This is a genomic window from Francisella uliginis, assembly GCF_001895265.1.
Lineage (GTDB): Bacteria > Pseudomonadota > Gammaproteobacteria > Francisellales > Francisellaceae > Francisella > Francisella uliginis.
On sequence record NZ_CP016796.1, the window covers coordinates 1,816,577 to 1,842,614 of the forward strand.

Consider the following 26,038-nt stretch of genomic DNA (forward strand, 5'->3'; position numbering starts at 1 on the left):
CCCTCAACATATATGCAAAACACTTTAGAAAATCCAGTTTTCCTTGAAGGTAAAGGTCTACACAATGGTAAGAAAAATAAAATAATTATTTCTCCTGCCCCTATAAATACAGGTATAGTTTTTTGTGTAAAAGGCAAACAAATACTAACCAATTATGCACAAGTACTTCATAAACCACTATGCACTTGTCTTGCATATAACCAAAATATCTATATTCGTACAGTTGAACACTTATTAGCTACATTATATTCTGCTGAAATAGATAATGCATATATATATACCAATGATTCAGAAATACCATTATTAGATGGAAGCTGCATAGACTTATACAAAAGCATTAAAGCAGCGGGAATGAATTCATTCCCCAATGCTCCTCAAAAGATATTAAAAATAAAAAAAACAATTGCGTATAGAAAAGATAACCGCTACATAAAGACCTGCCCGAGCAAAACTTTCAAAATTAACTTACAAATAAAGCCAAAGTGTGGCTATCAAAACTATAACAATGAAATCAGTCCCAAACTATTAATTGATGAGTGCATTGATGCTAGGACATTTGGCCCATTATACAAAGGTATGTTAGCAAAAGTTTTAACTAAATTCTCAAATACACCTTGTGCTCAAGGAGCTAACTGGAGAAACTCCATACTACTAACAAAAAACAGATCTATTATAAAAGGTGGATTACGCTATAATAATGAGCATGTTAGACATAGAGTGATGGATCTAGTAGGAGACTTAATGCTATGTGGCTCAAGACATATTCAAGGATATTTTGAAACATACAGTACTTCACATGAGATGAACACTGAACTTTTAAAAAAGATATTTAGTGATGAAAGTAATTATGAATGGATAATTACATAAAATCACTTTATGAAACATTAAGCCTACCATTCAAACAACTTTTATTAGTCACAAAAGAATTTGGTGTAACATTTACTTTATGTCCCTGAAGATCTTTATCTACTAACAATTTCCAACAAGTATTATCCTTAGGCAGTAGTACTGTATGAGTTCCATTATTCTCAATTTTAATCTTTTTAATATCTCCTTCTTTACTTATAAGATCTAAAGTTGCTTGCTTGCCTTTAGGTAGATCTGAAACTGCAATATCAACTCTTTCTGTAGCAGTTGACCAACTTTCAAAATCAAGATTAACATTAGTAGTTTTATCTTTATTTATTACGACAGTCTTAGGAAGAGCCTTAATAAGCTTTCCCCCATTAACAACTTTGCCAGTTTGTATAATATATTCAGTCCCCTTATTTGATTTTACAGGAAGATCACTTAATAGTGTTTTAGAGTTTAAAGCTAGTTTGCCTTTAGATACTATATCTCCAGATATATTTTTAATAGTATAAGGTACATACTTTAGACTAGAACCTGAAGATAGCTTGATTTTAGCATTAATATTAACTGAACCAGCATCAATATTTTTAAAATAAACATTTATACTTTTCTTTCCTTCACGTCTAACGTTAGTTTCAGATGGATACGAATATCCTATATTTGATCCTATATTTGCTACATTTACTTTAATAGTTCCAGGCTCAACTTTTAATTTAGTAGAATCGCCCCACCCAACACTATCTAGCTTTGCAATCTGAGTATTATTCTCATAAATAGTAACGAATGGTTTTACTCGAGTATTAATAGATGATGGTTTTTGAGGCATTGTAATTAACAGTACTGGCTTATCAATATTCTTACAAAACATCCAATATTTATTTTCTTCTGGAGATTTGCTGGTCCACCAATCTCCTTTAAGCTCATATATTTTATCTTTAAACTTAATAAACTGTCCTTCTGAGTAACCATTCCAATTACCTTTATCGATACCTTTATAGATGGGAATATCTTCAGGAATAGAGTCACAATTTCGTGAATACAACTCTTTTGCATATAAAGAACCAAAACTTACTAACAAGCCTATAGATAAAAAAATTCTCTTTTTCATAAATTTATTTCAATAACCTTACTTTAAAAATTAAAGATATTTTAGAGAAAATACTTATCACATACAATAAATATTAAGCGCTATAAAGATTATATAGGTTACACAGGAGCAATAAATACTCTAGCAGCAAACGCTATCTGGAATACTATCTGCGCTATTGTCGCCATTATAGGCAACGCCTCAGACATACCCTCATTAGGAACTATTATCTGATCCCCAGGCCTAACCGCCACAGAATGTGAGAAGAATGATGAGAACATACCCATACTAACCTTCTCAGCAGTGCCATCTTCATGTAGCAATAATACATACCCTGTCTCAGCACTCGGAGTATAACCACCAACTGCATTTATATAATCTTCTATACCAAACTTCTTATTATAATTAATCGCCATAGGCGCCATAACCTGGCCGCTAATTGTAATAACTTGATTCTCATTTGGTATATTAATAACATCATTGTTCTGTAACGCTATTTGCGCCCATTTATCCTTAGGCCCAACAATAACCTGACCTTTCGGCTGAACTTTCTTAGCTTTTGCTACAAATGTAGATACTAAGCCAGCATATTGCTGTTGCATCGCTAAACCATCTTTCGTCAATGCACTCTTTGTGTATGCTTGTTGCTCAAGATAATTTAAACTAGCATCTATAGCAGCCTTCTGTGCCGCAGCTACACTCTTTCTAAACAACTGTAAATTATTAACATCTGCCGTTGACCTAAATTTCAACTTCTCAACCACATCTTCCAATGTAGTCCCTAAAGGAACAACAAACTGATGTGGCCCTAAAATAGCTCCACTTACAGAAACTGTTAACTGTTTAATATTTTGATCCGATGTCAATGTAACATCCTCACCACCTTCTATTGTTTGACCTGCAACATCACTCAATGGAATATATTTATTTGTAGGATTTAACCCTCTATTATCTTCAATCAACGCATACGTTGCATCAGGCTTAACTCCTGCTAGCTTAATCAAACTAGATAAATCAAACTTACCATCTTTAGGCTCATATAGAGCAGGCGTCTTAACCTGACCTATAACACTAATAGATGATTCCTTAGGTCTAACAACTATACTATCTCCTTGCTGAAGCTGAGAAAATGGCATAACACCATCTAATAAAAAATTATATAAATCTATATGCGATATCACTTTACCGTTTCTAACCAAATCAATATTTCTATAGCTACCTTGAGATGGTATGACTCCTCCTGCTTGACATAAAAAATAAAGTATGGAATCCGATGACATACCATCATACAAACCTGGTTTTGCTACATATCCAGATACAAAAATTTGTACCAGTTGAGCACTCATTAAATGAGCGTATGCTGTGACATTCTTCTCAAAAGTTTTCTTCAACGCTGTACTTATAACATTATTAAGCTCTTTATTAGGAATATCTTCAACGTGTACTGGACCTACTTTAGGGATAAATATATTACCTTGACTATCAACTTCAACAACAGCTGTATACTCAAAAGCCCCCCATAAAGATAATGATATCTTATCTCCTATACTTATCACATAATTTGGATTAAATAAAGCAATCTGAGGTAATCCTAAGCATTGATTACTAAATAAATTAGCCCCAAATACATTCAAATGCATTAGTTGACCAATATTGTCTTCATTTATAACCTTGTTAGAAAACTGACTACCATCCTTATCCTCTATCCTGTGTCCAGGATCCATCGCCGTAACTGATGCTAAACCTGCATTTTGTAAGCCAGCAGTTGATCCAGAAGACATTTTTTGTGCATTAGGATACTTGCCACCTTGACCAAAATCAAGCTGTCCAGTAAGCGAATTCGCAGAAGCGCCAGCACTAGTTAAGGCATCAGCATTAGCTTGTGACAGCGTAAAAAATAAAAAAATAAAAAATATTATAATATTTTTTTTAAGACAAATAACTTCTTTCATACTCTTACAAAATAGAATTATTAAATAAAAATCGATTTGACATTATCTCTTAAAATCTGTCTTTTTTCAAATCTTTATTTACAACAAACATGCTCATATTTATTAAATAATTTCAAAACAAATAAAATAAAAATGCTACAATAATACTAATATCACTTCTTAAGTTCTCTAAAAGATTTTATATAGTTATAGATGATGCATACAAAAATTCCATTTAAAAGAAGTTTCTTATTTCTGCAAGGACCTATATCCCCTTTCTTTAATGAGTTGGCTCATGAACTATGCCGAGAAGGTTATAGTAGAATTTACAAGTTACAATTATGCAATAGTGACAGTTTATGGTGGGATTTTGCACTAATACCTTATAAAGGTACACTTACAAATTTTGAAGATTTTATAGGAAATACTTTAAGAGCTTCAAATATAACAGATATCTTATTATTAGGAGATTGTCGCCCTTATCACATTAAGGCAATACAAGTAGCTAAATCCATGGGTATTAACACCTGGATCTTTGAGGAAGGGTATATAAGGCCAAATACAATAACATTAGAATATAATTCTGGCGCAAATAACTATAGTAAAACCCCAAAAAACAGAGAATTCTATAAATCATACAAGCCACTTAGAAAATACCCATTAATAAGAGTCCAAAACTCTTTGTTTACACGTTTAAAGTGGGACTTAAACTATCATGTTATAAATATTTTAAACTTTTTCTATTTTAGGAACTACAGACATCATAGAAAAGCAAAAATATATAGAGAATACATAGGTTGGATACGACGTTTTAGTAAAAAAGAAATAACAACAAGATTTTATCTACCTAAGCAGTTAGAATACTTAAAAGATAAAAAATTTTTCTTAGTGCCCCTCCAATTAAGTCATGATTTCCAGATAATAGAGCACTCAAGGTATAGCTCAACTTTAGAAATGATAGATGAAGTCATCAATAATTTTGACCAACACACATCTAGTGAAATATACTTAGTATTTAAGATTCACCCCTTTGACACTTTAATAGTTGATAGCGTAAAGTATATTAAGAAAAAACTTAAGAAGGAAAAACACTTAAAAAAAAGAGTTCTAGTACTAGATGGAGGACACTTACCAACACTTATTGATCAATCAAAAGGAGTTATAGTAATAAATAGTACAGTGGGGTTACAGTCATTATCTCATGGAAAGCCTACAAAAGCCTTGGGTAATGCAATATATAACTTTGAAGGTCTAACAGATATGCAGCCATTAGAAAACTTTTGGAAAAATCCTAAAAAACCTAATCCAAAACTAGTTCATGATTTTAAAAAATATTTACTAGATCAAAATCAGTTTAATGGTGGCTTTTATAGTAAACATGGAATAAGTATTGCCATACCTTTTGTAACTCAAAAAATATTAGAAGTAAATTTATAATGAACATACTTATTGTTGGGGCATCACGCGGAGTAGGCAAGCATATAGCATTAAACTATGCTACCAAAGGTAATAATCTAATTCTTATCGCACGCAATGAAGAAAGTCTAAAAGAAGTACAAGATAAGTGCCAAAAAACTGGCGTAGGCTCAATAGGCTATTTTCCTTGTGATGTGACTAATACAAAAAACTTATCTGATATACTACAAAAAATCTTATCAAAACACCCAATTGATTTATGCATTTATGCAGCAGGTATAACATCACTTATAAATAATAATGAATTTGAAGACTTATACCATTGTGATAAATTATTAAAAACGAATCTAAACGGTGCTATTACTGTAACAAACTATCTATTACCAAAAATGTTAGAAAGAAATATAGGACATATTGTTTATTTTTCTTCTTTAGCCTCATACTACGGTATGGGATACTCTCCATCTTACTGTGCAAGCAAAGCTGGTATTCGAGTATATGCAGAGTCTGTAAGACAATATTGCTATAAAACTAATATTAATATCTCTGTAATTACAATGGGATTTGTTAAATCTAATATGAGTGAGCAGTTTATAAGGCCCAAACCGTTTCTGATATCTACAGAGAAAGCCGCCAGATATATTTATAAAAAAATAAATGCTCGAAAAGCTTATATCCGTTTTCCTTTTATCCTACAAATTGCAATAAGAATACAAAGTATTCTTCCATATAAAATAGCTGATTGGTTTATGATTAAATCAGGATATGGTAGAAAATAATATGTATATGCTAGTAGAGAATAACTTAGATATAATCATAGTTGGTTGTCTATTACTGCTTATTAATTTAAGTATTAATGGTTTATCCACTCGTAGTTTTTACAATACATTAGCCATTTGCTGGCTATATACACTTATCGATTCAATCATATTAAATGACTTTTTAAGCTTATGCATAATAATATTATTATTGAGTATAGTCATCATGATTGATATAACAAAACGTAAAATCTTAAAGGAACACTTTCATTATGAAGATATTTTTCTCTATAGTCAGGTATTTCGTTTCCCTAAATTTTATATTCCTTTTGTAGGGACTGTAAAGTTCTTTTTGATCGCTATTACAATAACTCTTACTTCAATAGTTATTGTTTATCTTTGTTATTTATGGAGAGACCCTTTTAACTACACAACGTTTATAACTAATTTAATTTTATTCTTATTACTAAGCCTGGCAACACTAATAATCAAAACGCTATATAAAAATAATTCCTTTAAAGAAAATATTAAAGATCTAGGCTTAATTATGAGCCTTTTATTTTACGCAAGTCAAAGAACACCTAGAAAGTTTAATCCTAAAATATCAAACCTAGATAGTAAAAAACCAAAAACTATATTAGCTATTCAATCTGAATCTTTTATAGTAACAAATCAATTATTTGACTACCCAGCCTCTGATAAGGCTATACAAGGAAAATTAAATGTTCCTTGTTATGGAGCATATACTATGCGCTCAGAATTTTCTTTCTTGACAGGGGTTTCACCCGATCAACTAAAACATCACTCTTTTAATCCTTATAGGAAAATATATAAACATATCTCTAATAGTTATATAAAACAGCTAAAAGATGATGGGTACTACTGTGTAGTTATTCATCCTTTTAAAAAAGCTTTTTTTAATCGTAATAAGGTTTTTAATCATCTTGGCTTCGATGAGTTTATTGACGAATCAGTATTTAAAAAAACTGATATATTTACTTCAGACTCAGACTTAAATGAATTTGTACATGATTTTTTAAAAATAAATAAAGATAGAAAATTATTTGCTTTTGTAATAACAATTGCAGGACATGGTCCATACACATTACCTCGCCAAGATCCAAAAAAATATCAGGCAAAATCAGGAAATGATGAAGTAGATACATATTTAGACTTAAATTTTAAAGCTAATGAAATGCTAAAATCATTACTAAAGAGCTCTAATAAGGACACTCTTCTAATATGGTACGGTGATCATAAGCCAAGCATATCAAAGTATAATCTATCTCAAACTGATTACTATAAAACAGATTATTTTATTTCTTTTGGAGAAAACAATAATTACTATAAGAGTAAACAAGATATTGATGTTGAAAATTTACTTAAATTTAGTTTAGATCAGTATCAGCTTTTAAAATAAATCCTTGATTTTTTAAAATCTTGAGAACTAGGCCAGGAATAGTAACTCCCCTGGTTCTTATTTTGTTCACTTAAACTGCTCTGGTCTCTAACCTTAACGAAAGTTTCTATACCTAACTGAAATAAACTCGTATAAGTTTCAAGTAAACTATTTTTTTTGGCAGATAATTTTTTTTGCTCATAAATACCACCTTGATCAACATCTTTAGTTAGCTGATGTACTGTAACACCAAAGTTATGATCATTATTAGCTATTGCAGATACAACAGGATCAACCCCCTTCCACTTAGGCAGAAGTGATGGATGAATATTAATAGCATCTTTATGAGGTAGCATTAATAAATCTTCAGAAAAAATTTGATTAAAATGTCCTGAAACGAAATAATCAGAGTCTAAAACTTGCAGCTGTTTTATGACACTTGACGAATTAACGTCTAGAGTATTTATTATTTTAAAACCATATTTTTTTTGTTGTTTTTTTATACTTGGAAACTTTGACTGGCCTAATATGGGATACAAGATATTTGCATATGACAAGTATAGAATATAACCCAAACCACAAGTTCTATACAGCCTCCAATAATCAAGTATTTGCATTTTACCGCGCCTCATAATGCAAGTTGATAAAACAACTCCCACTATTTCAATATCTTCTTGAGAAAGCAAATAATCTAACATTAAACGCGCAAAGATACTATCATGACTAAAAAAGATTACTTTATCTTTTGACACTAAATCAACTCCTTCAAAGCTTTAACTGTATTATCTAGCTGCTCTTGAGTATGATCACTAGAAACAAAGAAACGCAATCTCGCTTTTTTTTCCTCAACAGCTGGGTACATTATTGGCATAGCATTAATAGCATAATCATCAAATAACTTATTTGATAAAATAACCGCTTTCCTTGAGCTCCCAATAATAACCGGTATTACAGCTCTACCGATAGCACCCCCAGTATTAAGCCCTGATTTTTGAAATTCTTCAAGTAAATACTCACTATTTTTTTGCAACTTAACAACCCTATCTGGCTCATCAAGCATAAGCTTTATTGAACTTAATGCAGCTGCAGTATCACATGGTGATAAACCTACACTATAAACCAATCCAGGAGCATAATAGCGTAATATATCAATAATAGTTTGGTTTGCAGCAATATAACCACCACAACTGCACAATGTTTTACTCAATGTCCCCATCCAGATATCTACACTTTTGGGAGATAAATCATAATGTTCAAAAACACCTTTGCCTTTTTGACCTAACACACCTAACCCATGAGCTTCATCAACCATTAGTACAGCACCATACTCTTTTTTAAGTCGTATAATAGCCGGAAGATCTGGAATATCCCCATCCATACTATATAAGCCTTCTATAACTATGAATATTTGCTCATACTTATGTACATTTTGTTGCAACAACTGTGTTAAGTGACCTATATCATTATGGCGAAAGCCAATAGCTTTAGCATTAGAGAGTTTAACTCCTTGCATAATACTATTATGAGCTAGTTGATCATATAAAATTAAGCTTTTTTCATATGTTAAACAACTAATAACTGAAACATTAGTCGCATGACCACTAACAAAAACTACAGCATCATCTGTCTCGTATAACTGACTTATATGACTTTCTAATTGTCCATGAATAGGTCTTTGACCTGCTACAATCCGACTTGCTGACACAGATGTACCTTCTTTCTTGATAATATCTGAAATTTTGTTAGCAGTTTGAGGGTGTCCATTTAAACCTAAATAATTATAAGAGCCAAAATTAACTAGCTTTCTATCCTGCTGAGTAATATAGTTATTCGCTAACCCATTATATTTACGATATAGTGGATCGGTTATCTTAAACCTTTCGGCTGTTTGACGACCATAACTCAACTCTTGATATAACGGATGTTTTTTAAAATCATAGTTATTATGTTTTGTTGATGTGTTATGAGTAACACTATCAGCTTCCATAACTTTTGATTTAATCTTAGATAAGTTATTAAATAATTTTTTTGTCACTTATTCTTCACCATGTCTTTGTTTAATTATTTCTATAGTATTATCAGCATCTTGATTTTTATCATCACCATATATATTACGCACAATCATCTGCACAATATCTTGTGAAGTTTTTAATTGAGCCATAGACATTGCTGATATTGCAACACCTGTAAATTTATCTTCCAGATTCACAGCAAGTTCAAAAGCCATTAAAGAATCCATACCTAAGTCTCTCAAATCTGCAGATAAATCTAGTGCTGATTTATTAATACCTAAAATATGAGCAACTTGTACCATGACATTATCTTGGATTAATATCTGAGCATCTTCTTTGGACATTTGGCGTAGCATATTCGCATCTAAGCTTGTCACAGAATCTGATTGTATTTCATCAATGAACTGGTGATAACGAGAAGTCTTTAATATTGGTAATGCTTTTGCTAACTTATTACCTTCTAATTTTGTAGCTACAAAGCTTTGATTAGCATCATTCAGAGCTTGATTTAAAACATGTTGACAATCAAATAAAGATAAAGGTACAAGGCCTAAACTTCCAGACATTATCTGTTTTAGAGACTCATTTCTAGTGAGCAAACCAACATCCGCAATAGGTCCCCAAGCAATATATTGACCAGCTAACTTCTGTAATTGCCTTTGAGCAATCAATCCTTCTAAATAAGCATTTGCAGCAACATAATTTGCCTGATGAAGATTACCAACGGTTGCAGCAATTGAGGAGAAAACTATGAAGTGTTTTAGATCCCATACACGTGAGAACTTATCAAGCCAAAATCCACCTTGTGCCTTAACATCAAAAACCTTATCAAATGAATCTTTTGTTAAAGTATCTAATGCTTGATCATCATATACCACAGCAGCATGAATGATCCCTTGTAGATCAACATCATTACGATATAAGTCTTGCAAGAATTCTTTAACACATGACTCTTTGCTTACATCTACAGCATGAGTTTCATAAGTAATATTTAATTCATCTAGTTGTTCTTTATTTTCTGGAGTAATTTTACCACTGTAACTAACTAATATTAGATGTTCAGCACCATGCTTTGCTAACTCTTTAGCTGTATAAAGACCAAACCCTTGAGTTCCACCTGTAACCAAATATGTTCCTTTTATAGCAGCATATTCAGAAGACCATTGATCTATTTTAATAGACTCTTTATTTTGCATATTAACAATAACTTTTCCAAGCTGTCGAGACTGCTGCATACAGCGAAAAGCTTCCTGAATTTTAGACATTGAAAATTCTTGGTATGGTAAAGCTACAAAAGCTTGTTCATCGAGGTATTGTGTCAATTCTGACAACATTTGTTGAATTACTTGTGGCTTGTATTTAATTAGCTGATCCAAGTCAATCCCAGAAAATGTAATATTATTGCGAAATACTTTCATTGCCAAAGTGTTATTTTCAAAAATATCTCTTTTACCTAGCTCTATAAAGTGTCCAAAAGGTGCTAACACTGCAAGGCTTGCCTCTAACAAATCACTAGAAAGTGAATTAAGAACAATATCCATCTGAATCTCTTTTTGATTCATCTGAACAAAAAAGTCTGTGCTTCTTGAATCATAAATATTCTCAACACCTAACGACTCAAGTAATATTCGCTTTTGCTGAGACCCAACTGTTGCATGTATTTCAAGATCTAAAAGATGAGCAACCTGAATAGCTGCCAGACCAATCGCTCCGGCAGCACCATGTATAAGTATTTTTTGTCCTGATTGAGCTTTTGCGACTCTACTTATTGCATAATAAGCTGTCATAAATGCCACAGATATTGTTGCGCCCTGCTGCATAGAACAATGCTTAGGTAAGTGACTTATATAGTTACTATCAACAATTAACTCTGTTGAAAAACTTTGTCTAGCACAACCAAAAACACGATCTCCTAACTTAAATTGAGAAACTTCATCTCCAACTTCAATAACCTCGCCACTAAACTCCATACCAAGATATGCACCCAAATAGCCAAATTCCAATGACTCTTGAGGTATTAAGCCTAATGCATACATTACATCTCTAAAGTTTAGTCCTGTATAATGCACTTTAATACGTACATCTTTTTCACCACAAATGGCATCTTCTTTCTCAAGCCATTCAAGATGATTAAAAGAGCCTCTATGGGCTATATTTAGCTTATATTCCTTATCTAAAGATACATTATTTAATGGTGCAATCTCATGACTATATAAAACATTATTTCTAAAGAAAAGTTCTTGTCCCTGATAATTACCTAAAATAAAACTCAAATCCTGTTGAGAATCTAAGTTATCAGTAACTATTCTAGTTATTGATGTCGATGTCTTCTCATTTATAACAACTCTTAATGTAGCCAGTAATGACTGATGTATTGAAGAAGTTAAGGTTCCTTTTTCCCAATCACTTTCAAGTATAACTAAAATAACCTTTGCTGAAGATTTATATATTTCTTGTAATATATTCCAAATATCTTGCTGAGAAATATTTTTATCGACACTAACCACTAATGGTAAGCCTACACTGTTCTCACTAAAAATAATTACTGGCTTTCTCCCGTAACAAGATAGCTGACATTGTAAAGGTTTAAATTCAGATGATTCGAAACTTTCAGTTTTTAAATCTTTTTGTAAAAGAATCTCTTGGTTAAAAACATTTTGAACTACTTTTGCATCATACTCATTAGCATGATCAATAATATTTGCCACAACATTTTTCTTTATACACTTAACAACCGGCTTAAGCATGTTTAGCAATAATTGCCCTTCTAAACTATCCAACCATAGATAGAGCTTTGCTACTCCACCAGGCTTAAGTTTACTAATACATAAATCAACGAAATCTTTCTTTATAAAAGTTGGAGCACTCTCAACAAAAACACCATCATAATAATTATTTTGTTCTTCATAAAGATCAGCCCAACTATCTTTGATACTAAGATCAAGAGTATACATATCTAAAGATTTTAATACTTCTACTTGTAAACCATCTCCAATTACCAATATTTTCAGTGGAATTTTATTTATTTCATAGCTATTAGTCAGATCATTGATAGTATCTCTAACTCTTTTTTGAATATTCAAACCTAAGTATGTTAGCCAAAAACTATTTAATTCATCTAACGACTCTTCAAAAGAAAGTGTTTGAATATTTAGTTGTAGACTTCTGGTATAAAACTGTAATAAAAGCTTAAGTAAGTTTGGATATTCGACAAATACTAGCTGCAATATCTCGTATATTTCATCAACAAAAGCTAAACTTTCCCAAGTATTATCTTCATTTAAATAAGAGCCTAATAACTCTTTTATTTCACGGGAGTATTGATAATTTGGATTTTCCAAATATAGATTGTATGCTTTATTTACTATTAATAGACGTAAGAAACTTACGATTATTTTTTCTTCTTCAAAAGATAGCTCGTCCGGTAACTGATTGGATAACTTAGGCTGATTACAAAATCTTGCTTGAATTTTATGTAAAGGCTTTAAATCCTCAATATAACAATCACTCGGTAGTAATGTCATATTTTGGTTAGCGACACTTTCAAACCTTGCGCCTTTAACTATACTAACTAAACTACTATCAACATCATAGTAATAGCAATCTGCTACAATAAGATTTTCACTTATATATTTCAGTTTTATAAATGCTTTTTTAATAAACTGATATGGCTTTAAAATGTAATTAAAGTCAAAACCTACAGGCAAAAATAAAGCTTGTACATCATTAAACCTTTTAGACAAGATTGAAATAATAGCCTGAAATCCGCCATCTACAGCAAAAGGAGATAGTGCATAATCCTTTGTTTGCTTATCTAAATTAAAATATGCAACCGCAATATCATCAGAAACCTCTAACTCTTCAATTATATGAAACTTTTCAGTATAACTTAATCCAATAGTATTTGCGTTATTATAATGCTCATCAACAGATAAAATCTCAGCTTTAAAATCATCTTTAGTATCTAAAGTAAAATTTGATTGAATATTTTGTAGTAGATATCTTGATTTAAGATGAATAGTTTCATTTTCACCATATTGAGATAAACTCTTTATAGTAATAACACCATCAGCATCGCAACTACTAACCAGTGTTCTCATATCATCTTCTTGAAGCAATAATGGCGCATAAATCTGTACATCTTTTAATATAACTACTTCATCATTTTCCAAATTTTCAACATGTTTAACTAATTGATAAACTATCTCTAACCATGCTGATGCTGGTAATACACTAGTTCCATGAATTCGATGACCTTGAAAATCAGTAGCTATACTATAGTCTATATGATTTACCCATGTATTTGTCTTATCATTAACTCGCCAACCTATCAAAGTATGATCAACTTCTGATGTAATGGTTTTATTCATCTCAAACCAGTATCTCTGTAAATTAAGTTCAGACTTAACAAGAGGAATATTCTCAGATTCAATAACTTTACTATGCCAAGGAACTCCAGTAAGATATAAGCGCTGAATAACCTCATCTAAGACTAGTTTATTATTTCTGACAGCACTTAAATAAATTGACTTATTTTTTTGTGATATTTCACTAATATAATGCTTAAGAACACTCTTTGGTGTTATTTCAACAAATACATCTATACCACTTGAAAGCAAGCTTTCAACTCCTGCGTTAAAATTGACAGGTTTTGCAATATTATCCCACCAGTAGCTACTATTCTTTAATATTTCAGGATTTACCTTTTTACCCAGAACAGCTGAAATAAATTCAATATTATTATCCACCGTAGTACTATCCAAATTAGGATTTTCTTGTAAGAACAATTCCTTTACATCATCATTCATAAATGATGAATGGAAGGGGTAATCAACATCTATATGGCGACAAAAGATTTGCTGCTTTTCACAATACTCTCTCAAAATATCAAGATCTTTATACTCTCCTGCTATTGTTAAAGAGTCTTTTGTATTAATCGCAGCAATATCTAAATTCTGTAAGGATAATTCTCTCTGTAATTGCTCAAAATCATTAACACTAGTATTGATTGCAAGCATTGAACCTTTACCTTTAGTAGTCTCTTGTGCTTGACTTCTAGCAATAACTAGCTGATATGCTTCACTAAGTGAAATATGTCCGGCCACATAAGCTGCTGCTAACTCACCTATACTATGTCCTAAAACATTATTTACTCTAATCCCGCTATCTAAAAAATATTTTGCAACAGTAGTCTGAAAAATAAATAAAGCTGGTTGCGCTATTGTTGTATCAGTATAAGATCCTTGATCTATTATTAACCAATCCTCTAAACTCTTTTGACTAATTAAATATAAATCATCAACAACATTCTTAAAATACACTGAAAGTTCATCAGAATCATTTAGAACCTTTAACATTCCCGAGTATTGACAGCCATTACCTGAAAAAACAAAAGCTACTTTTCGTGCTTGAAAGTCTACTTCATAATCCTGACTCTTATTTTTTTGAAAATCCTCATAATTATCATAAATAGTATAAAAGCCTTTATAACCACGATTAGCTTTAGAAACTAAAGCATATTTTTGATAATCATCCTCATTATCAACAAGCGCTCTTTGGGCGTTCTTTTGTTTTTCTAATGTCTCAGCTAAATGGCTTTTTATTATCAGTTTATCATGTAAATATTTGCTATCTAGGTATTTACGTTTTATAGAATTATCAGAAGATGGCGCTTGTAATAATACATGAGCATTACTTCCTCCAAAGCCAAAAGAGTTAACCCCAATTAAACTTTCTGGAGTTATATCAACTGGAAGTGTCTTATTAGGAATAGTTATTTGATTATCATCCAATTTAAGTTTTGGATTTGGTTTATCAAAATGAACATTTGCCGGAATTTTATTATGTTTAAACACCATTAGAGCTTTTAATACACCCGCAAGGCCTGAGGCTGGTTCTAAATGCCCGATATTCGACTTAATAGACCCTGTAACTAAAGAAGATTTTCTCTTAAGCGAAATAGCATCAGCTATAGCTTGTATTTCTAATGGATCACCTACAGGAGTTCCTGTGCCATGAGCTTCTAAATATGCTAATTTATTTAAATCCGTATCTGAGTAGATCTCGTTTAACAGATCTCTTTGCGCTTCAAAACTAGGCAAAGGTAATCCTGATGTTTTACCATCACTATTACTACCTGTTTTATTTATAAGGCCGTAAATAGTATCGCCATCTTTAAGTGCTTTTTGATAGTCTTTTATAACAAACACAATACAGCCTTCAGAGCGGACGTAACCATCTGCATCTGCTGAGAAACTTCGACAACGCCCCGTAGGTGACATCATATATGCTTTAGAGAAACCCACAAATGCCATAGGATGTAACAAAGCATTAACACCCCCAACAATAGCAGTATCCTGCTGACCTGACTGTATAGCCTTCACAGCCAGATCTAAAGCGACTAGCGATGATGAACACGCAGTGTCAATAACCATACTAGGACCTTTAAGATTAAAGCTATAAGATATACGGTTTGCTATAATACTTTTTGCACCACCTGTCATAGCATAAGAGGTCATTTTATGACAATCTTCAACAGCAAAATATGTATAGTCAATATTTGATGCACCTATATATACACCACAATTACTACCAGAGAATTGCTCTGGAGAGTAGCCTGCTTTTTGTAATGCAAAGTAGGTATGATTTAATAATAATCGCTGTTGCGGATCTATTTGATTAGCCTCTCTAGAGCTAATATTAAAAAGAGATGGATCAAACTGATCAATATCTGGCAGAACTCCTGCTGAAAAAGTATAAGACTTTCCACTTTTCTTACGAGATGGATGGAAAAATTTTCTTTTATCAAATCTAGAATCTGGAATTTCTGAGACTAAATCTTGCCCTTGCTCTAAGGCTTCCCACAAACTTTCATCATTATCAATACCCTTAGGCAAAATAAAGCTATAACCTACTATTGCAACTTTTTTCATAAAAATTTTATTCTATATATAACGCTATAATCTAAAAATAATTTTAACATAAACTAGACAAGAAATTATTCAGTATTTTAGATATTTAGATCTTACTACAGCATATAGTCAATATTATCATTATTATCAAAAGCATCCATAACAAAATCAAAGTTTAAAGAAAACCCTATAACTTTAAACACTTCTGCAAGCTTATCATTCAATAAAAGCTCCTTCATGTCGCTGCTATACCTTAACTGCTCTTTTGGAGTTAAGCTCTTAGAAAGCTCAGTGAAAACCTCTGATATACCTGCTCTTTTTAAAAAATTTGCCTGAGTCATATAGCCATCAAGTTGAAAGCCCTCTTCAGTTGCAACCTCAGCAACAGTTGTAAAATCAACATGTGCAGTGATATCTTGTTCGCCAATATTAATAAATGGATCAAAATTAAATTTATGCTGATAATAACAGGCCAAAGTTCCCATAGTTCTTTCTTTAGAATAGTACTCTGCGCGGTGATAGCCGTAATCACATAAGAAAACTATACCCTGAGATAAGCTATCTTTTAATGCCTTAACCCATGGCCGTATCCATGTATTAACCTCACTAGTATAATCATCTTCAAAGGTCACACCATCATTTAAAATCCTACTAATTTCTGAATTAAAGCGACTATCATTTTTCGACATATTTACAAATTCAAAATCATCATTACCATTAAGTGCAACTCCTTGCTGAAAAAGATGACCTTCATTTGATTTAAAAACATCTACAGGCATTGCATCTAAAACTTCATTAGCAAAAATTACTGCCTTTATTTTTTGCTTAGGTAATTCAGACAACCAATTAAACCTATCGTATAAATTAGGTATATTTTTCTTAATATACTCCTGTTGTCTCAACTTTAAGTCATTACTTAGTTCAATAATTATATATTGACTAGGCAACTGCCCTAGCTTTTCTAACTCATCCATACAATCAGCAGCAAACTTACCATTACCAGCTCCAAACTCTATAATATAGGTATTATCACCAAGCTCAGATAACACTAGAGCAAACTGTCTTGCAAATGTTCTGGCAAAAAGTGAGCTTTGTGTTGTTGCTGTAATAAAATCTCCTTGAGATGAGATTTTGTCTTTTGATCCAGAGTAGTAACCTAACTCTGGATAATAAAGAGCCAATTGCATAAAATCTCTAAATGAAATCTGCTTAGCTTGTCTAATTTTATCTGAAATAACCTTTTTTAATGTCAAAATATTCTATTAATTAACTAAAAATTTAGCTGTATTTTAGAGTTAAAATCGTTTTTAATCAAAAAAATGTGACTTTTTCTAAAAAAAATATTAAAATTTGTCCTCAGATAATTTGTTTACTTAAGTTATTAATGTAATGAGTGTAATAAAAACTTTTCCTATTGGTATAACGGGCGGCATAGCTAGCGGTAAATCAACAGCTACAAAAATTTTAAAAGAAAAGATGGATTTAAATGTAGTGTGTGCTGATACCATAAGCCGAGAGATTACTAAAAAAGCATCTGTAATAAAAAAAATATCTGAGAAATTTGGCAGTGATATAGTCGTAAATAAGCAAATAAATAGAGCAATGTTACGTGCTATCATTACTGAATCTAAGGAAGCTAAAAAATGGTTAGAAGATTATCTACATCCTGTCATCAACAGAGAGATAAAAAAACAAGTTAGAGAATCTGAAACATCTATGACTATAGTAGATATACCTCTTTTAGGCCCATATAACATCCGTCATTATGACTATCTAAAGAAAGTAATAGTTATCAAGGCAGATCTTGAAACTAGAATTAGAAGGCTTATGGAGCGTGATGGTAAAGATAGACAGCAAGCTGTTGCATTTATAAATCTTCAAATATCTGATACTGAAAGAGAAAAGATTGCTGACTTTGTAATTGATAATACAAACTTAAGTGATCAAGAGTTAGAAAATAAGTTAATTGAAACAATTAATGACATAACTAACTTGACTAATTAATAACAAGCATTTATAATACATCTCACTTTTGCACCCATAGCTCAACTGGATAGAGTACTCGGCTACGAACCGAGCGGTTAGGGGTTCGAATCCCTTTGGGTGTGCCATAGTTTCAAGCGGGAATAGCTCAGTGGTAGAGCACAACCTTGCCAAGGTTGGGGTCGCGAGTTCGAGCCTCGTTTCCCGCTCCACTTTTTTCATAAATTCTCTTATTAAAAGATTCTTAATGTGATAAAATTTTATTTGGATAAATTTTTAATATTTTCTTTTTATAATACGGAATCTTGAAATGTCGCAAAAAATAATTTTAACAGGAGTTACCCCTTCGGGAACACCTCATCTAGGAAACTATATTGGTGCAATTAAACCAGCAATTGACATGGTTAAAAATGAAGATTTTAAATGTCTATATTTTATTGCTGATCAGCACTCTTTAATCAAATTATGGGACAAGAAATTACGCCAGCAATATATATATGAAATTGCATCTTCTTGGCTTGCTCTTGGACTTGACCCAGCAAAAGCTGCTTTTTATCGTCAATCAGATATTCCTGAAATCATGGAGCTGACATGGATAATTAGTACTACAACAGCAAAGGGACTACTAAACCGTGCTCATGCATATAAGGCTTTAGTTGACCAGAACTTACAAGAAGAAAACGTTGATCCAGATAAAGGCATAACCATGGGGCTTTTTAACTACCCTGTTCTTATGGCCGCTGATATATTAATGTTTGATGCAGACCTAGTACCTGTAGGTAAAGATCAAATCCAACATATTGAAATTGCAAGAGACATAGCAAATCGTTTTAACCATATTTATAAAAAGCCTGCTCTTAAGGCACCTCAAGCTCTTACGAATGAAGATAGCCAAACGATATTAGGCTTAGATGGTCGTAAAATGTCAAAAAGCTATGATAATACTATTCCCATCTTCTCAACAGAGAAGAAATTGAGAAAACAAATAATGAAAATTATCACAAACTCTCAATTACCTGAGGAAAAGAAAGATCCAAATAATTGTACAGTTTTTTCAATATATAAAAGTATTGCCACAGATGTCGAGATAGCTTCATTAAGAGATAAATACCTAACTGGTGGTCTTGGCTGGGGAGATGCTAAACAAATTCTTTTTGAAAAAGTAAATGAATACTTAACTGAAGCGCGTCAAAAATACGAATACTATATAAACAACCCTAAAATTGTTGATGATATACTTTCTCAAGGCGCAGCAAAAGTTCGTCCTTCTGCTATTAATAAACTTAAAGAAATCAAAGATATCATAGGGATGTAGGTTACAATGCAAAAGTTAGATAATATAGTTATTGCTAACTACAGCATACATTCTTTAGGGCTTATATGTTGGGCAAAACAGAACTTAGCAGATAACTTTTGCGTTCTATCTGTCGATACTGGTTTTGCTTCAGATAATTGGAATAAATATTTAAATAAGGTTTTTAGTTGGCTCAAAGAAGAAAATATAAAATATTTTCATCTAAAGTCTGAAAACACTTTCCAGGAGCTAGTTTTAGCACGAAAGCAATTTCCATCACAACAATTTAGTTGGTGTGCAGGATTCTTAAAAGGTATAACTTTGTTAAATAAAATTGATGAACTTGATCCTAATGGTGAAGCAAACATTCTACTAAGCCATCGTAAAGACCTATCAAAAGTATCACAATTATTAAAAAATCTTGATGAAGAAGAAAAATATGATTATAGAGCTTTAATCTACCCTCTTCTAGATAAACGATATAATGAGATATTAAAACTAACCAAACGCTTACCATTTAAACCTGTTAATCATAGCTTAGAGTGCCAACCTTGCATTCACATGACACAAAATGAGTTTATAGAAATATCAAAGCAAGATATTAAAAAAGTAACTGAACTAGAAAATAAGACAAATAGTTTTATGTTTAATAATCATCAGTTTAATAACTTAAAAGATGATTTTTTTATACAAAATAATATTTTAGAAGAGCTATCAAAGGCATGCAGCTGGGAATATAGCTGTGGTCTATAGAGGACATTTATTATGAGTGAATATTTTTTATTTAGTTTATTAACTGTTGTAGCAGCGTTAATGAGCTATATTAATACTAAGTTTTTAAAACTGCCTAAAGCCATTGGCTTAACAATTCTTTCTATAACATTTTCCGCACTATGTGCATCGTTTTTAAGTGATACAAACTTTCTTGTAGTTGCGCTATCAAGTTTTGATTTTAAATCAACAGTTTTAGATGGAATGCTATCATTCTTACTATTTGCCAATGCACTACACTTTAATATGATTGATCTTAAAAAAGAGCTTAAAGCAGTCTTTGGTTTAGCAAGCATAGGTTTACTTCTATCTGCTCTTACTACGGCAGTTTTAATATATGGATTCTGCTTGCTTGTTAATTTTGATATAAGCTTTGGATACTGTTTAGTTTTCGGTGCATTGATATCACCAACTGACCCAATAGCGGTAATTAGTACATTAGCTGGTAACAAATCAATACCAAAACGCATAAAGACTCGTGTGGTTGGAGAATCGTTATTTAATGATGCTACTGGTATTGTACTTTTTGTTGTACTTTCGAATATTTTCTTCTTTGGTAGTGGCGGTGAGTTTGGTCATACCCTAAGTGGTAATAATAGCATTAATACTTATATCTGGCTAATTACTAAGCAGATTGCTACCGAAGCTGGTGGAGGTATTCTTCTTGGATATATCTTCGCTAAAGTTGCCCTTATTTTCTTAAAAACTAATAGAGATTCAGAGACATCTATCTTTGTTACTCTTGCTGTAGCTAGCATGGGATATGTAATAGCACACAGCTTGCATGTCTCAGGACCAATTGCCATGGTTGTTGCAGGTTTATATATTGGCAATAACCTATCTGATTGTAAAAAGAACTATCCTGAACAAGTTGATAAGGTAGACAATTTTTGGATGGTTATCGATAATATGCTTAACTCATTTTTATTTATACTTATCGGTTTAGAATTAACTAGTATTCCGTTTAATATGGGAGCTTTCTGGGTTGGTGTTGCTGGCATATTTATCGTAACTTTTGCACGACTAATTAGTATATCAATACCAATCACAGCTATTGATAAAAAACTAACCAGAGGCTCAGCAAAAGATAATCTACTAGTTGCATGGTCTGGGGTAAGAGGAGGAATCTCTCTTGCATTAGCACTTTCACTACCAGATGAGGGACATGTTATTGTGAGTATTACTTACACTGTTGTAATCCTTTCAATATTAGCTCAAGGGTCGACTCTAAAAATAGTTGTAAATACAATCTACCCTCACAATCTTACTAAAAAACCTGCTAATACTGCAAACAAGTAGACAAAATCATTCTTTCCTACTCATACTTATGATTATAGTATGCTTTACCAAGATATTTTACTAGGTAATTATCAACCTGAATCGCCCCTGGTGTTGAATCAGTTGGTCTACGTGGATTAACTCTATCATTAATCCAAGCATTATTATTCCAATCTTTAGTAGTCTCAATACACTCCTTAACAAAACCTTTTATCAAGTAACGATCTTGTATTTGCATGCAGCCTGTTATAAATAAATCAACATATGACTGAATAATAGGGAATTCTTGACTAGGCTTTTTAATCGCATTTGGTTGCTGTGCATATATCCAGTAAGTACCTTCTTGTAGATTTTTTAGACCCAATGATTGTATATCACTTGTTGGGATTTTATATCTACAATAGTGTACTTCTCTACTATCTGCTGACTTCATCCCATCTGAATTAACTGGATAATAAACTGCATTTAAGTGCGCTCCTTGCTTTGGTACAACTAAAAGAGCAGTTGTTCTATAAGACCCTCCAGCTCTTAGCCCCCAAACTCTCTCAAAATTTTTAACTTCTACTGGATAAACATTTTTAGCTTTTGGATTAGTTCTCATCCTTGATGAATCATTCATTAAACTTCCATAGCCAACTACAAAATTTTGCTCATTGGAATTTATTTGTGGATGACACTCACCTGCAAAACTTGAAATAGCTAAAGCAAGACCAGCTGTATATAAAAATATTTTTTTCATAACTTTACCTTTATGTAAAAAACCTATATTTAGAATATCTGAATAAGATGATTATTACACCTATTAATCACAACATCTCATTTAAAATAAACGGATATATCTAAACTATAAAACATTTAAATATAATTATCGACCGAGATAAGAATAGAATTTTTAAGCCATTAAACTAATAGATCTCTGATAAATCCACTATTATAGAAACATCTCTTTTATCATATCCTTAGGAATATAAATATCATTCATTTTTAAGAAACAGATTCCATCCTCATATTTTGAAACTGTATTCATATTTTTAGCTATAACTTCACATTGTCGTTTTTCGTAACGACTATTTCCTGCCTCGAAATACATTAATATAAAAACTAATAATAGTAGAAGAAATAAAGATATAATCACATATAAAAATATTTTTTTCATACAACCTCTTTTATAAAAAACTAATAAGAACTCAAGGCTTGAGATAAAATAAACTTTAATTAGTAATTAGTTCGTAATCTTGAATTATTTGCGCCATTATACGCATAGTTTTGGAAGCTTTCTGTCGATGACATCAGGCTCTCATAATGATGATTACGACCATAAAAATCATAATAATTATCTGTATACTGCTCTGGGAAAGACGATTGAAGAGTATCTTGTCCTCTTGGCACATAATAATCAGGACGTTGTTGATTATAGCTATATCTTTTATATAAGTTTTTTGAAACATTACTCATACTTACAACAGATATAGGATCATTCTGCATATTAAGTTTTTTAGAGTCTTTTGACTTAATATTAGAAAAATCTGGAACACCTCCCTCTTCGGTTTGGTAAACAGAAGAATATGCATTCAAACTAATTAAAATACTTATAAATAATACTAATACTCTCATCTTAGCTTTTTATAAAATTTTTGTTATTCTTTAATATTGCCAAAGCTTGATTATAATCACAATCATTTAATATCATAACTATTGCTAATTTAACCGATTTATTAGCTTTATTATAAAAATCTTGAGCTATATCATAATCAACACCTGTAGCTTCACATATAATTTTTTTTGAACGCTCAACTAATTTTTCATTTGTCGACTTAACATCCACCATTAGATTTTGATAAACCTTTCCTACAGATACCATAGATAACGTTGATATCATGTTTAAAATAAGCTTTTGTGTTGTTCCAGCTTTTAGTCTTGTTGAGCCAGTCAAAACTTCTGGGCCAGGTACAGCTTCTATATGAAGTTTAGCATATTGTGATATCTTTGCCTGTTTTGTACAACTAATTGCGACTGTTTGAGCTCCAATGGCATTAGCATACTCTAATGCTCCTATTACATAAGGGGTTCTACCACTAGCAGCTATTCCAATAACAATATCGTTATTTGTTAAACCTATCTGTTTTAGATCGTTTTTTCCAAATTCAGGAGCATCTTCAGCACCCTCTTGAGCCTCAATAAAAGCCTTTTCTCCACCAGCTATAAGGCCAACAACAGTATTATAATCAACACTAAATGTCGGCGGGCATTCCACAGCATCTAATATGCCTAGTCGCCCACTTGTTCCAGCGCCTACATATATTATCCTTCCACCATTCTTCAAAGTTTGTGAAGTTTCTGTAATCACCTCTACGATATTAGCATGCTGCTCTTTTAGAGCTTCTATAACATTATATTCTTCGTCTATCATTAAACTAATAGACTCTGAAATAGGCATCGAGTCAAGATTAAAACTTTTTTTATTTCTTCTTTCAGTATTTACATTATCTAATATACTCATAATATTACCTTTTTAACTATTCCTAATGGATAAAGATATCTGCTATCCAAATATACAGGTTCTCCAACAACATTTTCATCTTCTTCATCGTCTGCTTCATCAGTATCTGAAAAACTATTAGCTTGAGTTTGGAATTGATCTTTTATTTCATTCTCATCTTCAGGTTCATCTTCATCCCCAAGAGCATCTCTGATTTCTTGCACTTTTGAAATTAAGGCGTTCGATTGAATATATATTCTATTTACAGTATTTTTGACAGCATCAAAATCAGCTAGAATTTGAGGAGCCTCAAAACTACTAATATTAACTTCTTGAAGTATATCTAAGTCGTAGTTTAACTGCATCACTTTGCTATTTGTAAAGACAAATAAATAACCAAATTTTGGCACAACCAATTGAATTATATCGCCAGATTGTTCATTATTTTCTGATTTTGTGGTATTTACGACCATATTATTACTACCTCCAAAATCAAACTCTTTTTCTAAACCATTCGAACCATAATCAAGAGTCTCAAAGCCTCCATAACCTTTGACATATTCATACCTATGAATCTTAGTTGGCTCAAATGTTATAATATACATAGAGTCTTCATCTTTTGAGATTATAACAGGATTACCAAATGTCTCACCATCAATATAAGTATCTAAGCTTTTACCAACCCTATGATCACCATTGTAGTTAAAATCACTTACTCCCATAAGGCTTTTACTTTGGCTATTAGGATGAAAGATAAGAATCATATTTGCATTAAGATTATTAGCAGTATCTGGTACTAAAAGCTTAATATTTTTATCGCTTAATTTTGCCTTAAATGCTAATGTATCTACCAACTTAAGGGTATAGTTTTCATTTGTTCTTGAATACTTTGAAGAATAAACCTCCAGCACTTCTCTATTACCCTTCTTTTTATCCGCTTTTCGAACTAACATCAATTGAGGAGGTTCATCATTTTCATCAAAATACCATGCAACATCAAAGATATTATCTTTAAGAAACTGACCTCCTGATGATCCTCTACTACCTTTTTGAATAACAGCCTTCCACTGACCTATATCATTACCTAACTCTTCATTATCTGGGGCTAATCCTTTAACATCTTCATTTAAAATATCATTCAATGGAAAGTGCGTAGTAAATAGCTTATCAGTATCATATAAAAGCAGATATAAAGTCCACTCACCTTTTTCTAAATTCCAACCAACTTTAACCTTGTAATTAACGCCCATAGAATCTGGAATAGGAACACCAACTTTAGCTTTTTCAGTAAATATATTTATCTGTTTATTTTGCTTTTGAATGAAACCAATAAAGCCTTTAGCTGTATCCTCCATAGTCCCATCATTAGTTAAACGATACGTTCTTGCTCTATAATCAGTGATAGCTGCTGTATTTATCATTGGCACATTTATTGCTATAAACTCTCCACCAAAATTTTGATAAAGATTAGCGCTTAACGCGTTATAAATAATTCTTTCTTTTAAATCTACAGCAGCTCCTAAATTCAATGATTTATATATAGCTTTATAACTATTATATTCTTGTGATTGAAAAAGTTCCGCATTATTACCTTTAGGGAAAAAGGATGATATATCATCACCATTAACAACTACTTCAAATTTGCTATCCCCTATTACAAACTCATTTGATTTGGTAAAGTCTATATCATCCTTAGCATTAAGTATATAAGTCTCACCAAGCACCTTCTCATTACTGTTTTTAATAATACTTTTGGTAGTAAGCAAACCCATTTTAAATGAATATAAAAGACCTGTTAACATTACCATAACAACAAATGAGAATATCAATGCCATTAATAATGCCGAACCTGATCTTTTAGAGTTTA

At 31.7% G+C, this 26,038-nt stretch carries 19 protein-coding genes and 2 tRNA genes; 10 read left to right on the plus strand and 11 right to left on the minus strand.

Annotation, left to right across the window (positions count from 1 at the left end; genetic code table 11):
- Positions 1-12: 12 nt before the first annotated feature.
- Positions 13-867, plus strand: coding sequence for a UDP-3-O-acyl-N-acetylglucosamine deacetylase (gene lpxC, locus F7310_RS08430; protein WP_072713164.1), 855 nt, complete (start codon positions 13-15; stop codon positions 865-867).
- Between the two features lie 7 nt (positions 868-874).
- Here the strand turns inward: lpxC and F7310_RS08435 are convergent, their stop codons facing one another.
- Both F7310_RS08435 and F7310_RS08440 read right to left on the minus strand, forming a co-directional pair.
- Complete coding sequence (locus tag F7310_RS08435; protein ID WP_072713165.1) at positions 875-1,960, minus strand: hypothetical protein; 1,086 nt, start codon at positions 1,958-1,960, stop codon at positions 875-877.
- A gap of 98 nt (positions 1,961-2,058) precedes the next feature.
- Positions 2,059-3,891, minus strand: coding sequence for a polysaccharide biosynthesis/export family protein (locus F7310_RS08440; protein WP_072713166.1), 1,833 nt, complete (start codon positions 3,889-3,891; stop codon positions 2,059-2,061).
- Positions 3,892-4,083: 192 nt separating this feature from the next.
- Between F7310_RS08440 and F7310_RS08445 the strand changes: the two genes are divergently transcribed.
- From F7310_RS08445 to F7310_RS10525, 3 genes are all read left to right on the plus strand, one after another.
- On the plus strand, positions 4,084-5,307 hold the full coding sequence (locus F7310_RS08445) for a capsular biosynthesis protein (RefSeq protein ID WP_236939858.1): 1,224 nt from the start codon (positions 4,084-4,086) through the stop codon (positions 5,305-5,307).
- Complete coding sequence (locus F7310_RS08450; RefSeq protein ID WP_072713167.1) at positions 5,307-6,065, plus strand: SDR family NAD(P)-dependent oxidoreductase; 759 nt, start codon at positions 5,307-5,309, stop codon at positions 6,063-6,065. Before F7310_RS08445 ends, F7310_RS08450 begins: the two co-directional genes overlap by 1 nt.
- A 526-nt stretch (positions 6,066-6,591) precedes the next feature.
- Complete coding sequence (locus F7310_RS10525) at positions 6,592-7,464, plus strand: LTA synthase family protein (RefSeq protein WP_158513257.1); 873 nt, start codon at positions 6,592-6,594, stop codon at positions 7,462-7,464.
- Here F7310_RS10525 and F7310_RS08460 read toward each other — a convergent pair.
- The 4 genes from F7310_RS08460 to F7310_RS08475 form a co-directional block, all read right to left on the minus strand.
- The gene (locus tag F7310_RS08460; RefSeq protein ID WP_072713169.1) at positions 7,449-8,195 is read right to left on the minus strand and encodes a formyltransferase family protein; all 747 of its coding nucleotides are present in this window, start codon (positions 8,193-8,195) and stop codon (positions 7,449-7,451) included. The two genes, F7310_RS10525 and F7310_RS08460, sit on opposite strands and share 16 nt — an antisense overlap.
- Positions 8,195-9,478, minus strand: a complete 1,284-nt coding sequence (locus tag F7310_RS08465; RefSeq protein ID WP_072713170.1) for an aminotransferase class I/II-fold pyridoxal phosphate-dependent enzyme — start codon at positions 9,476-9,478, stop codon at positions 8,195-8,197. Before F7310_RS08465 ends, F7310_RS08460 begins: the two co-directional genes overlap by 1 nt.
- A complete protein-coding gene (locus F7310_RS08470; RefSeq protein ID WP_072713171.1) occupies positions 9,479-16,387 on the minus strand; it encodes a type I polyketide synthase in 6,909 nt (2,302 codons plus the stop codon). It abuts the gene before it with no gap.
- A 95-nt stretch (positions 16,388-16,482) separates the two neighbouring features.
- The gene (locus F7310_RS08475; RefSeq protein WP_072713172.1) at positions 16,483-17,619 is read right to left on the minus strand and encodes a class I SAM-dependent methyltransferase; all 1,137 of its coding nucleotides are present in this window, start codon (positions 17,617-17,619) and stop codon (positions 16,483-16,485) included.
- A 136-nt stretch (positions 17,620-17,755) separates the two neighbouring features.
- On the opposite strand from F7310_RS08475, the gene coaE reads away from it, so the two are divergent.
- The 6 genes from coaE (at position 17,756) to F7310_RS08505 (ending at position 21,713) form a co-directional block, all read left to right on the plus strand.
- Positions 17,756-18,370 carry a dephospho-CoA kinase gene (coaE, locus tag F7310_RS08480; protein WP_072713173.1) on the plus strand — a complete coding sequence of 205 codons (615 nt, stop codon included), beginning with the start codon at positions 17,756-17,758 and terminating at the stop codon, positions 18,368-18,370.
- Positions 18,371-18,400: 30 nt separating this feature from the next.
- Positions 18,401-18,477: transfer RNA gene (locus F7310_RS08485), tRNA-Arg, on the plus strand.
- Between the two features lie 9 nt (positions 18,478-18,486).
- A tRNA-Gly gene (locus F7310_RS08490) sits at positions 18,487-18,561 on the plus strand.
- Between the two features lie 98 nt (positions 18,562-18,659).
- The gene (gene trpS / locus F7310_RS08495; RefSeq protein WP_072713174.1) at positions 18,660-19,664 is read left to right on the plus strand and encodes a tryptophan--tRNA ligase; all 1,005 of its coding nucleotides are present in this window, start codon (positions 18,660-18,662) and stop codon (positions 19,662-19,664) included.
- A gap of 6 nt (positions 19,665-19,670) precedes the next feature.
- A complete protein-coding gene (locus tag F7310_RS08500; RefSeq protein WP_072713175.1) occupies positions 19,671-20,396 on the plus strand; it encodes a hypothetical protein in 726 nt (241 codons plus the stop codon).
- Positions 20,397-20,408: 12 nt separating this feature from the next.
- Complete coding sequence (locus F7310_RS08505; protein ID WP_072713176.1) at positions 20,409-21,713, plus strand: cation:proton antiporter; 1,305 nt, start codon at positions 20,409-20,411, stop codon at positions 21,711-21,713.
- A 16-nt stretch (positions 21,714-21,729) separates the two neighbouring features.
- Here F7310_RS08505 and F7310_RS08510 read toward each other — a convergent pair whose 3' ends face one another.
- From F7310_RS08510 to F7310_RS08530, 5 genes are all read right to left on the minus strand, one after another.
- Entirely contained in the window at positions 21,730-22,431 is a 702-nt protein-coding gene (locus F7310_RS08510; protein WP_072713177.1) for a gamma-glutamylcyclotransferase family protein, read from the minus strand.
- A 192-nt stretch (positions 22,432-22,623) separates the two neighbouring features.
- On the minus strand, positions 22,624-22,848 hold the full coding sequence (locus F7310_RS08515; RefSeq protein WP_072713178.1) for a hypothetical protein: 225 nt from the start codon (positions 22,846-22,848) through the stop codon (positions 22,624-22,626).
- Between the two features lie 59 nt (positions 22,849-22,907).
- Positions 22,908-23,306 carry a hypothetical protein gene (locus F7310_RS08520; RefSeq protein ID WP_072713179.1) on the minus strand — a complete coding sequence of 133 codons (399 nt, stop codon included), beginning with the start codon at positions 23,304-23,306 and terminating at the stop codon, positions 22,908-22,910.
- A 1-nt stretch (position 23,307) separates the two neighbouring features.
- A complete protein-coding gene (gene murQ / locus F7310_RS08525; RefSeq protein ID WP_072713180.1) occupies positions 23,308-24,192 on the minus strand; it encodes an N-acetylmuramic acid 6-phosphate etherase in 885 nt (294 codons plus the stop codon).
- On the minus strand, positions 24,189-26,006 hold the full coding sequence (locus tag F7310_RS08530; RefSeq protein ID WP_072713565.1) for a hypothetical protein: 1,818 nt from the start codon (positions 26,004-26,006) through the stop codon (positions 24,189-24,191). The genes murQ and F7310_RS08530 overlap by 4 nt, the downstream gene beginning before the upstream one ends.
- Between the last annotated feature and the right edge of the window lie 32 nt (positions 26,007-26,038).